The sequence below is a fragment of the Natronomonas sp. genome (assembly GCF_036625485.1).
GTDB lineage: Archaea > Halobacteriota > Halobacteria > Halobacteriales > Haloarculaceae > Natronomonas.
In genome coordinates, this window is the sequence record NZ_JAZKTR010000087.1 from 1 (window position 1) to 10,529 (window position 10,529).

The window sequence follows — 10,529 nt, forward strand, 5'->3', positions numbered from 1 at the left end:
CCGTCGAGGGTCGGCACGCGGTTGCAGGATGCGGAGACGTCGGCCGGGTGGAGGCTGACCTCGGCGCCGTCGAAGGCACCGAGCAATTTCAGGGACTCCGATTCCATCTTCTGGGCCTCGCCGCCGATGTGCGGCAGGACGTTATCGAGGATCTCCATCGAGGTGACGCCGGAGTAGCCGGCGCCGGAGACGGCCTGCAGGGTGGAGACGCGGACCTGCTGGAGGCCGAAGCCGTCCAGCGCCGCGAGGGTCGGCACCATCGTGATCGTCGAGCAGTTGGGGTTCTTGATGAGGGCGCCGTCCCAGCCGCGCTCGTCGCGCTGGACCTCGATGAGGCCGAGGTGTTCGGGGTTGACCTCCGGGATGGTCAGGGGGATGTCCTCGTCCATGCGGCCGTTCGAGGAGTTCGAGGAGACGACGTAACCCTCCTCGACGAACGCGGGTTCGACCTCCGCGCCGATGCTGGACGGCAGCGACGAGAACAAAAGCGGGATATCGTTCGGCACCTCGTCGGGGTCGGTCTCGACGACGGTCGTCTCCGCGACCGATTCCGGGATGGGGGTATCGACGCGCCACTTCGAGGCGTCACGGTAGGAGCGGCCCGCACTGGCCGGCGAGGCGGTGAGTGCGGCGATCTCGAAGTCGGGATGCGGTTCGAGCAGTTGGATGAGGCGTTGTCCGACGGCGCCGGTCGCGCCGAGGATACCTACGCGAATGGACATTGCTGGCGCTACGATGAGCGGGAGGAAAACGGTTTGGAAAGCACCAAGAGTGGCCGTGGGGGTCGACGGACGGCGCCGTGGCTACGCGGCGGCGAAAGCGAGAGAAGACAAACCCGACTACGCCGTCTGCGGCGAGCGCATCTTTCGGGTGACGTACCCGGCGATACGGTTACGGACGCCCTTGGATTCGACGTTCGTCAGCTCGTCGACGACGTCCTTGTTGTGCTCGAAGTCGTCACCGAAGGCGTTCGGGTATCGTTCCATGAGCAGCGTTCCGGTCTTTTTGACGTAGGCGGGTTTGATGGCCATTGGTATGCCTCCCTACTGCTGTGTACTTCAAAAAAGGTTCGAAAGGGCCGCCGACGGGTCCGTGGTGTCGCACCGCACGGCAGACCGCCTTAGACCGTCTGTCGGCCGCCCCGACCGCCGCCCTGCTGGTCGCGACCGAGCAGGAGGTAGAGGACGATACCGAGCAGTGGCGCCAGAAACACCACGATGGCCCACAGGAAGGCCGGATGACTACTGTTCTGCTTGGCGTCCGAGTAGGTCCAGACGACCATCGCCAAGAAGATGAGCATGAACAACAACCAGAGCACGGCGGCGCCGCCGGCGGACTGGAGTGGAATCATGGAGGGCATACACCTTACTCCCGCACGCGACCGATAAATAATTTCCCGACGATTGCCGGCGTTTCGCACGGACTTAACTACCGCTCGTCCAGTTACAGGTCGGCGTACTCGCGTAATCGCTCGAACGCCTGCTGCTCGCGCTCGCCGCCGCAGCGGTCGACCACGCTCTCGAAGTAGTCGATGCGGGCCAGCAGTTCGTCGGTGTCGTATTCGGGCACGTCGAGGCGCGAGACGGCGACGGTTGCCTCGATGACAGCGTAGTAGCCCCGGTTCGTCGTCGGGACGACTCGCCGCTCGACGGCCGACTCGACCGGCCGGAGTTCCCACTTGACCCACTGGGTGCCGCCGCGCTCGCCCGAATCGACCTCCCGGACCTCGACGTGGGTCCACGCGTCAGCCGAATCGAGAACCGGCTCGTCTTCCTCCCGAACCGAGCAGGCCGCGTCGACGAAGTCGACCGGGTCGCGTGTGAACTGCACGTAGCCCGCCCCGCGCTCGTCGAAGTTACGCCACGTCCGTGTTCGACCCCACGTCGTCGCGGTTGCCGGGTCGTCGCCGTTTTCGTCTTCGGGCGCGAAAACCCCGAGTGCCGCGACGTTCCAGCGGTCGTTCGGGCCCAGCGTCGTCACGACGGATTCGGTCACGCCCGAGAGGTCGACGGGCCAGTCGGCGTCGCCGTCCCCTTCGCCCATCCTCACACCTCCAGCCCTTGCTCCAGGGCGATGAACAGCGCGGCGGCCGTCAGGTCGGCCGTCGTCCCCGGGTTGATATCGCGCTCGACGAACGCCTCGGCGAGCGCCTCGGCGTCCTCCGCGCCGTCCAGTACCGCTTGGGCGCGGTCGGTCGCCTCGGCGGCCGCCGTCTCGCCGTTTCGCGTGACGACGAAGGTGTCTGGCTCGTCGGCGAGGAGGCGGAGGAAAACCCGAGATGCGCGCTTATAAACGGGGCCGTCGTCGGAGCGCAGCCACTCGGCTGCCTCGAAACTCCGCTCGAAGCCCGACGTCCACTCGGCGGCCACGCCGTCGCGGTCCGCGGACTGCGCCATCACGTCGTAGAGGGTCAGCTCCCGCTCTCGAAGCGCCGGCACCGCGTCGCTACCGCGCCGGACGTCGAGGGCGTCCATGTCCTCGGGCGGCTCGTCGACGGCCACCTCGACGTGGTCGAAGGCGCGATAGAAATCGCAGGCATCGGCGACCGTCGTCCCTTCGACGACTTCGCTCGTGCCCGCGGGCGAGAGTCGGTCGCTTGCGGCTGCCCGGACCAGCGGCGTGAGCATCAGCAAAGCGCCGAACTGGGTGTTGCCGCCGGACTGGTCGCTCATGCCGGCGACGCCGCGCTCGAAGGCCCGGCCGATGCGGTCGCCGTCGGCGGCCATCCGCAGGCCCGACAGCGACCCGACCGCACCAGCCATGAAGTGTTCGAATCGGAGATCGTCGTAATCCCGGTGGCGGTCGACGTTGCCCGGTTTCGGCGTACCCGACACCTCCAGCAAGAGCGCCAACTGGGCGTTCTCGGCAGGGTTACGCATCGGGTGATACCTCCGATCTCGACTCGGCGCCACCGGTCGCCGCGAACCATTCGTCGACCGCCTCACGCACGCGACGGAGGACGGTCGGGTTATCCGAGGGCCGACCGACCGATACCGCGTCGGCGCCGTACTCCAGATACTCGTGGGCGGTCGCCCGGTCCCGAACGCCGTTGTTGGCGACGAGGAAGGCGTCGGGTGCCGCCTCGGCCACCTCCCTGACGACGGGTTCGCTGTCCATCGCGTCGACGTGGAGCGCGTCGGCGCCCGTATCCGCCAGGCGCCGGGCCAGCGACGGCAGGTCCACGCCCTCGACTTCCGTACGGATCTTGACGCTCACGTCCGCGCCGGCGCCGGCGGCCGTCGTCACCTGCTCGCAGAGTCGGTCGCCATCGCACAGGAGCGATTGGCCCGCACCCACGGCGCACATCTCCTCTTGCCGGCAGTGGGCGTTTATCTCGAGGAGGGCGTCGTGATTCGCGCAGGTTTCGGCCGCCTTCGCGATCGGCTCAAGCGTCGCACTTCGGACGTTGAAGCCCGCCCGCATGTCGGCGTCGTCGAGCGCCGCGAGTTGCTCGTCGATGAAATCGATCGGGTCGTCGGGCAGGAACTCGGTTCGGTCCCGGTCGACCATCTCGCGGGCCGCATCGCGGGTCGCCGAGTCAAGGGCGATACCGCCGAGGAAGGCACAGCCGATATGGGGCGCCACCTGCGTCGCCCACTCGGCATCGGATTCGCCCGACAGCGAAGCGATTGCGAGGCGCGGCTCGAACATCACGACACCTCCGCGCCCGCGAGAGCGAGCGCCTCGTCGACGGCCCGACAGACGCGCTCGCCGTCCTCGGGCTTTCCGAGTTCGGTGTCGGTGCGGACGACCGGCCGGTCGAGGTCGGTGCTGTCGTCCCCGTCCAGAACGAACGCATCGGCGAAGGGATAGGCCTCGGCGACACCCGCCGTCGATGCCTCGTAGCCCGTCGCCTCCATCAGGTTCCCGGCCGGGCCGGAGAACACTCGGTCCTCGACGAACGGCGAGACGGCGACGACGGGCGTCGATTCCAGCGCCTCGCGAAACGCGTCCATCGCCAGCATCGGCCCGAGACTGGTGATGGGGTTCGAGGGGCCGATAACGACCGGCGCATCGAGCACATCGAGAACCGCGTCGGTCGGTTCGGCCGTCTCGGCGCCGCGGAACTCCACGGCCTCGATTGCCGGGTCAGCGCGGCGGTGGACCCAGAACTCCTGGAAGTGCATCGGCCCCTCGTCGGTGTGGATGATGGAGGCGACGGGGTCGTCGCTCATCGGGAGGACGGGTCGGTCGATATCCAAGCCATCACAGAGGATATCGGTGACTTCGGTGAGTGTGTGGCCCTCGTCCAGCAGGCCGGTTCGGGTGATGTGAACTGCGCGGTCGTGGTCGCCCAGTTCCATGAACTCCGCAACCCCCGAAAAGCGCCGCCAACGGGTGATATCGCGGCCACTCGTCTGGGCCTCGTCGGGGAGATAGCGCGGGCCGGGGTCGAGGCCAGCCGATTCGGCGAGTGCGTGCAGTTCCTCGTGCGTCTCGGTAGTGTCGTCGGCGATGCCCCACCACGTCTCGCGGTCCAGCAGATCGCCCTCGGCGAACAGCGTCGTATCGACGTCGGGACAGACCAGCAGGCCGCCCAACTCCACGTCGTCGCCGGTGTTGCAGACGACCGGCGTCTCGGCGGGCGCGAAGACTTCGTCGGCGCCGTCGAGGAGTTTCGGCGTACCCGTCCCGCCGGCGAGGAACGTGACCATACCCCGGCTTTCGGGCCGACGGATTTGTATCTGACCGTTAGGCGAGGGGGTGTTTCGGGCATCTTTTGCCACCGACACCCGAACGGCCGGCAATGAACGCCATCAAGGACTCCGTCCACGACTGGATACCGCTGGACGACGTGGCGGTCGACCTCGTCGACGCCCCCGCCATCCAGCGGCTCCGCCACATCAAACAGCTCTCGACGGTCCGACTGGTCTATCCCTCCGCCTCCCACTCCCGCTTCGAGCACTCGCTGGGCGTCTACCACCTCGCCCGCGAGGCCCTCCAGCATCTCGGCATCGACGGCGACCGCGCCGCCCACGTTCGGGCCGCCGCCCTCCTACACGACGTGGGGCACGGCCCCTACGGCCACCAGACCGAGGACGTCATCCGCCGGCATACGGGCCAGGACCACGACGACATCGGCGAGTTGCTCTACGAGACGACCCTCGCGGGGGTGCTGGAATCCCACGACCTCGATCCGGACCGTGTGGCCGCCCTCGTTGCCGGGGAGGGCGAACTCGGCCAACTCGTCTCGGGCGAACTCGACGTCGACCGGATGGACTACCTCGTTCGGGACGCCCACCACACCGGCGTCCCCTACGGCACCATCGACCACGGCCGCCTCCTGCGGGCGCTCCGGTTCCGCGACGGCCACCTCGTCCTCGCAGAGAACAACGTCCACACCGCCGAATCCCTCCTGCTTGCGCGGTCGCTGATGGACGGCACCGTCTACCGCCACCACGTCTCCCGCATCGCTGGCGCCATGCTGGAACGCGCATCCGAGCGCCTGCTGGAGACCGGCCGCACCGTCAGGGAGTTCCGGCGGATGGCCGACCACGATCTGCTCGTGGCGCTCCGGGAGGACGTGCCGGACCTCGGAACACGCATCGAGCGCCGCTCGCTTTACAAGCGCGCCGTCTGGGCGGGCCTCGACCGCGTCCCCGAGGCCGTCACGGAGATGGACCGCGAGGCCGAGCGGCAGGCCGCCAACGAGATCGCCGACGAGGCGGGTATCGACCGCGAATCGGTCATCGTCGACATCCCCTCCCGGCCCGCTCTCAAGGAATCCCGCTCCCGCGTCGTCGTCAACGGCGTCGTCCAGCGGCTCGAAGAGGCATCCGAACTGGTCGGCTCCCTCCGTCGCGCTCGACGGGCCAACTGGCGGCTCGGCGTCTACTGTCCCGAAAACGACGTGGAAGCGGTCGAACGGGCCGCCAGCGACGTGCTGGGACTGCCCTGAACGCCTGCCTGGCTTGTCGAAACCCTCGAACGACGACACGTTTCAGCGGACGTGCGGAATACAGAGCCACGATAGTGAGCGATTGGGTCGTACGAAGGATTCACTTCGTTGGGTGATATATTTACACATAGGCACACTCCACGTGGCTTCACAAAGGCTTCATCAGGCGTATACTCGCCTTAGTCGCGCAGTAGCTGTGGCCCAGGAGATGTTCGAACTCGCCAGGACAAAAGAGATACACTTTCTGGCCGCGAGCATCGCCTACTACGCGTTCGCTGCGTTGATTCCGCTGTTACTGTTTGCGTTTATTGCGGCCTCGGCCATCGGTGGTCAGGAACTCGCGTTGCGAGTCGTCGTTTTGACTCAACGATTTCTGACGCCAGCCAGTCAAGACGCCGTTCGTGATGCGATCGTCCAGACGGAAGGACGGACAGGCGTCATTATCGGAGCTATCCTCGTGTTCGGCTGGAGTGTGTTTCGTCTTATCCGGAGTCTGGACATCGCGATCTCGATGATATATGAGACAGAACTGTCCCCGCCGGCACTCACACAGATTTCGACCGCCGCGATGTTGTTTCTCGCGCTCGCGATTGCCGGGAGCGGACTAATCAGTATCAGCGTCTTGTTCGCAGTACTCCCCGAGATTCCTCTCATCGGAGTCGTCAGTGCGGGGGCAGCACCCGTCGGTCTCGTATTCGTCTTTTGGGCGATTTATTACCTGTTACCGGCCATCGAGCATTCTTTCGTCGACGCGTTACCCGGAGCGATCGTGGCGGCATTCAGTTGGATACTCCTGAACGTACTGTTCGGGATGTATGCTGCAATCGCGAGCCAATACCAAGTATATGGATTACTCGGCGGCATACTTCTCTTGCTCGTGTGGTTCTATATCAGTGGTATAATCCTCGTTTTCGGCGCCGTGGTTAACGCAGTGCTCTATTGAATTCCCAACCGACGCGAGGGATGACCGAGACCTCGGTTGAATACCAAAGGACCACGGAGCACACCCAAACGACCCGAAACCACCGAAGACACCCGCCATAGGACGACGGTTTTTAAGCCATGGCGACGAATCCGGCAATAATGGCAACCATCAAGGACTCCGTCCACGACCACATCACGGTCGAGGGGGTTGCCGAGGACCTGCTCGATACGCCCGCCGTCCAGCGACTCCGGCGCATCAAGCAGCTCGGCACCGCCGAACTCGTCTATCCCAGCGCGAACCACACCCGGTTCGAACACTCGCTTGGCGTCTACCATCTCGCGACACGCGCGCTCGACAATCTCGGTATCGAGGGCAAACAGGCCGAACGCCTCCGAGCGGCGGCCATCCTCCACGATATCGGCCACTCGCCGTTCAGCCACAACATCGAGGACCTCATCGCTCGTCGAACCGGCAAACTCCACGACGAGGTCGAGGACCTGCTCGAAAAGGGCGACGTCGCCCGGGTACTCACGCTCCATAACATCGACCCCGGCAAGGTGGCGGACCTCGTGGCCGGCGACGGCGAGTTCGGCCAACTGGTGTCGGGCGAACTCGACGTCGACCGGATGGACTACCTCGTCCGTGATGCCCACCACACCGGCGTCCCCTACGGCACCATCGACACGGGCCGGTTCGTCCGAGAGTTGCGCTTCGTCGACGGCGAACTCGTGCTGGCGGAGAACAACGTCCAGACCGCCGAATCGCTGCTGCTCGCGCGGGCGCTGATGAACCCCGTCGTCTACAACCACCACGTCGCCCGCATCTCGAAGGCGATGCTCCGGCGGGCGACCGAAGGCCTGCTGGAGGCCGACGCGGCGACGGCCGAGGAGGTCCGGCGGATGGACGACCGCGATTTGACTGTCGCACTGCGAAGTTGCCCGGAGACGGCCGGGTTCGCGGAGATGCTCGACACCCGGACCCTCTACAAGCGGGCCGTCTGGGCCGAGTTGCGGGACGTGCCGGACGATATCGTCGACGCCGACCACGAGACGGTCCGGGAATACGAGCGGGAGATCGCCGCCCGCGCTGAGGTCGACCACGACGAGGTCATCCTCGATATTCCCTCCCGCCCGACGATGCGGGAGTCGTCGAGTCGCGTCGTCGTCAACGGTGAGGTTCGGAAACTGGCCAGCCAATCGACGCTCGTGAAGGCCCTCCAGCGCGCCCAACGCGAGCAGTGGCGGATGGGCGTCTACGCGCCCGATTCGGTCACCGAACGGGTCGGACAGGCCACCGAGGACGTGCTGGGTCTCGACCTGGAAGCGCTGGTCGTCGACGTCCGGCGCGGCATGCACACCACCCTCGACGAGTTCGGCGCCGACGTCGGCGTCGACGCGGGACCCGGCGCGGACGAATAGCCCAGAGATGCCCGGTATCCCCACCAGTAGCGCCGTCGAGTAGCGACCCGTTTTTATCCGAGACGCCCCCAAGCCCGGAGTATGGAACTGTCGGGGACGATACTGGCCGGCGAGGAGTACGAACCCGTCGAGGGACGCGTCGTCGTCGAAGAGGGCGAGATCGAAGGCATCGAAGAGACCGAAACCGCCTCGACCGACATCATCTGTCCGGCCTTCGTCAACGCCCACACCCACATCGGCGACTCCATCGCCAAGGAGGCCGGTCGCGGCCTCTCCCTGGAGGAACTGGTCGCGCCCCCGGATGGGCTGAAACACCGTCTGCTCCGAGAGGCCGACCGCGAGGAGAAAGTCGGGGCCATGCGCCGGTCGCTGGAGTTCATGACCCAAAGCGGCACCACCGCCTTCCTCGAGTTCCGCGAGGGCGGCGTCGACGGCGTCCACGCCCTGCTCGATGCGGCGGCCCACGTCGACATCGACCCCGTCGTGTTCGGCCGCGAGGAGATCGATGTACTCGACATCGCCGACGGCTACGGCGCCAGCGGCGCCAACGACGCCGACTTCACGTCGGAACGCAACGAAGCCAGACGCCGCGAGAAACCCTTCGCCATCCACGCCGGCGAGGTCGACCAACACGACATCAATCCCGCCCTCGACCTCGACCCGGACTTCGTGGTCCACATGGTCCACGCCCAGAAGCTCCACCTCGAACGCGTCGAGGACGACGACATCCCGGTCGCCGTCTGCCCGCGGTCGAACCTCGTCACCGACGTCGGCCTCCCGCCCGTCGAGGACCTGCTTGAGCGGACGACCGTTGCTCTCGGGACGGACAACGTCTTCCTCAACAGCCCCTCGATGTTCCGCGAGATGGAGTTCACCGCGAAACTCTTCGACGTGAGCGCGCCGGAGGTCCTCCGCATGGCGACGAAAGCCGGCGCCGATATCGCCGACCTGAACTGCGGCGTCGTCGAACCCGGCCGCGAAGCACGCCTGCTCGTACTCGACGGCGACTCCGACAACCTCACGGGCGCTCACGACCCCGTCCGCGCCGTCGTCCGACGGGCCGGCGTCGACGACGTCAAACGAGTCATCGCACCCTGAAACCCCGATTTCTGTCTCGCTGCCGCCCTCGAACGGTCGAAAATTGTTTGTATACGTACAGACAAACCATGTGTAGTGGTCACAATGTACAATCGAATCCTCGTCCCGACGGACGGGTCGGCGGGCATGAACCGGGTTATCGACCACGCCTCGAACCTCGCAGACTCCCACGACGCGGAGGTGCAGTTCCTCTACGTCGTCAACACGGCCAGTTTCGCCAACCTTCCGATGGAGACCTCCTGGGAGAACGTCACCTCGATGCTTCGCGACGAGGGGGAAGCCGCCCTGCAGGCCGCCGAGCGCCGCGCCGACACCGACGACGTCGTGACCGCACTGGGTGAGGGACCACCGAGCAGAGAGATCGTCGACCACGCCCGCGAGGAGGGCTGTGACCTCATCGTGATGGGCACTCACGGCCGGGGCGGCCTCAACCGCCTCCTGTTGGGCAGCGTCGCCGAACGGGTCGTCCGCTCGGCGCCCGTCCCCGTGATGACCGTCCGGGTCGGCGACGGGACCGACGGGACGGGCGAGGAAGCGGCCGACCGGAATCCCACACCGGATTCGCCGGTCGGCGAAGCGATGGAGTGATCATACGGATCGTTTAGTCTGTTACCGGCGAACGCCGGGCGTACGAGCGACCCCCGGTAATCTGTTACAACGATCCGTATCAGACCGGCCGCAGGTGCTCGCAGTCGCCCGCCGAAACGCGTTTCTCGCCGTCCTCCGTTTCGACCACGAGCGTTCCGGGGAACTCCACGTCGACGGCCTCGCCGACCACCTCGCCCGCCGGCGTCTCGACGCGAACCCGCTTGCCCAGCGTCAGCGATAGCTCGCGCCACGCCGGCAGAACGGATTCGGGGTCGTTTCGGAGTTCGTCGAACCGTTCGAGAAGGTGCCGCGTCAGTTCGGCCCGGTCGACGTCGCCGACCTGTTCTCGAATCGTCGTCGCCTCCTGCGGCACCGCGTCCCCGTCGATATTCGCGTTGATACCGATCCCGACGACGACCCACGAAACGCGGTCGGCCTCACCCTCCATCTCGGTGAGGATGCCGACGATCTTCGCCTCGCTTCCCTCGACCAGCACGTCGTTCGGCCACTTGATACCCGCGTCGACGCCGACGCCCCGAAGCGCCTCGGCGGTCGCGACAGCCGCGGCCAGCGTGTAGATCGGCACCTGCGCGGGCGGCAA

The 10,529-nt window shown here is 66.3% G+C and carries 13 protein-coding genes; 5 read left to right on the forward strand and 8 right to left on the reverse strand.

All coding sequences use genetic code 11. From position 1 onward, the window contains the following. The 7 genes from V5A53_RS09465 to cofD form a co-directional block, all read right to left on the reverse strand. The coding region (locus V5A53_RS09465) for an aspartate-semialdehyde dehydrogenase family protein (RefSeq protein ID WP_332313359.1) at positions 1 to 722 on the reverse strand (722 nt) is incomplete at its 3' end. 117 nt (positions 723 to 839) lie between these two features. After that, positions 840 to 1,031 (reverse strand): 30S ribosomal protein S17e, encoded by a 192-nt coding sequence (locus V5A53_RS09470; RefSeq protein ID WP_332313360.1) that lies wholly within the window; start codon positions 1,029 to 1,031, stop codon positions 840 to 842. A gap of 89 nt (positions 1,032 to 1,120) precedes the next feature. After that, positions 1,121 to 1,360 (reverse strand): PLDc N-terminal domain-containing protein, encoded by a 240-nt coding sequence (locus tag V5A53_RS09475; RefSeq protein WP_332313361.1) that lies wholly within the window; start codon positions 1,358 to 1,360, stop codon positions 1,121 to 1,123. Positions 1,361 to 1,443: 83 nt separating this feature from the next. Beyond that, positions 1,444 to 2,043 (reverse strand): DUF447 domain-containing protein, encoded by a 600-nt coding sequence (locus V5A53_RS09480; RefSeq protein WP_332313362.1) that lies wholly within the window; start codon positions 2,041 to 2,043, stop codon positions 1,444 to 1,446. A 2-nt stretch (positions 2,044 to 2,045) separates the two neighbouring features. Continuing rightward, entirely contained in the window at positions 2,046 to 2,879 is an 834-nt protein-coding gene (locus V5A53_RS09485) for a triphosphoribosyl-dephospho-CoA synthase (RefSeq protein WP_332313363.1), read from the reverse strand. Then, complete coding sequence (locus V5A53_RS09490; protein ID WP_332313364.1) at positions 2,872 to 3,651, reverse strand: tRNA-dihydrouridine synthase; 780 nt, start codon at positions 3,649 to 3,651, stop codon at positions 2,872 to 2,874. Before V5A53_RS09490 ends, V5A53_RS09485 begins: the two co-directional genes overlap by 8 nt. Continuing rightward, positions 3,651 to 4,655, reverse strand: coding sequence for a 2-phospho-L-lactate transferase (gene cofD, locus V5A53_RS09495; protein ID WP_332313365.1), 1,005 nt, complete (start codon positions 4,653 to 4,655; stop codon positions 3,651 to 3,653). The genes V5A53_RS09490 and cofD overlap by 1 nt, the downstream gene beginning before the upstream one ends. A gap of 92 nt (positions 4,656 to 4,747) precedes the next feature. On the opposite strand from cofD, the gene V5A53_RS09500 reads away from it, so the two are divergent. The 5 genes from V5A53_RS09500 (at position 4,748) to V5A53_RS09520 (ending at position 9,928) form a co-directional block, all read left to right on the forward strand. Continuing rightward, entirely contained in the window at positions 4,748 to 5,899 is a 1,152-nt protein-coding gene (locus V5A53_RS09500) for an HD domain-containing protein (protein WP_332313366.1), read from the forward strand. Positions 5,900 to 6,095: 196 nt separating this feature from the next. Continuing rightward, the gene (locus tag V5A53_RS09505) at positions 6,096 to 6,842 is read left to right on the forward strand and encodes a YihY/virulence factor BrkB family protein (RefSeq protein ID WP_332313367.1); all 747 of its coding nucleotides are present in this window, start codon (positions 6,096 to 6,098) and stop codon (positions 6,840 to 6,842) included. 140 nt (positions 6,843 to 6,982) lie between these two features. Further along, positions 6,983 to 8,242, forward strand: a complete 1,260-nt coding sequence (locus V5A53_RS09510; protein WP_332313368.1) for an HD domain-containing protein — start codon at positions 6,983 to 6,985, stop codon at positions 8,240 to 8,242. 81 nt (positions 8,243 to 8,323) lie between these two features. Next, a complete protein-coding gene (locus V5A53_RS09515; protein ID WP_332313369.1) occupies positions 8,324 to 9,340 on the forward strand; it encodes an amidohydrolase family protein in 1,017 nt (338 codons plus the stop codon). A gap of 84 nt (positions 9,341 to 9,424) precedes the next feature. Beyond that, positions 9,425 to 9,928 carry a universal stress protein gene (locus tag V5A53_RS09520; protein WP_332313370.1) on the forward strand — a complete coding sequence of 168 codons (504 nt, stop codon included), beginning with the start codon at positions 9,425 to 9,427 and terminating at the stop codon, positions 9,926 to 9,928. A gap of 79 nt (positions 9,929 to 10,007) precedes the next feature. Here V5A53_RS09520 and V5A53_RS09525 read toward each other — a convergent pair. Then, a partial coding sequence (locus V5A53_RS09525) for a biotin--[acetyl-CoA-carboxylase] ligase (protein ID WP_332313371.1) occupies positions 10,008 to 10,529 on the reverse strand: 522 nt, incomplete at its 5' end.